Below are 264 nucleotides of genomic sequence, written 5' to 3'. Positions count from 1 at the left end.
AGATGTCGAACGCCGGTACACAAGTGAAAGAAAAACGCAAAACTAAAGCCCGCCAACAGCAGGCGGCCGACAATTGACTGCATTAATGCGATAATGTGCTCGTAAGCTGCTGCACCCGTCGACAAGGCGACCAGCCAGATCGTCAAGACAATGAGCCCGACTGACAGCGCCACACCGGTGACCCGGTGCAGGATAGAAAGCGTCATCGTTATCGGCCAGCGATAAATTGATACGTGTGGCGACAAAGGTCGGCCGGATTTATTC

Annotated in this window: 1 protein-coding gene; it reads right to left on the bottom strand. The window is 53.4% G+C overall.

Annotation, left to right across the window (positions count from 1 at the left end; translation table 11 throughout):
* Positions 1–206: succinate dehydrogenase, cytochrome b556 subunit (gene sdhC, locus PZC42_RS21695; RefSeq protein WP_277214262.1), on the bottom strand; the 206-nt coding region annotated here is incomplete at its 3' end.
* Positions 207–264 lie beyond the last annotated feature (58 nt).

It is taken from the genome of Isoptericola croceus (assembly GCF_029382255.1).
GTDB classification, from domain to species: domain Bacteria; phylum Actinomycetota; class Actinomycetes; order Actinomycetales; family Cellulomonadaceae; genus Isoptericola; species Isoptericola croceus.
Note: the sequence above shows the minus strand (reverse complement) of the source record. Positions and strands in the feature narration are given on the sequence as shown.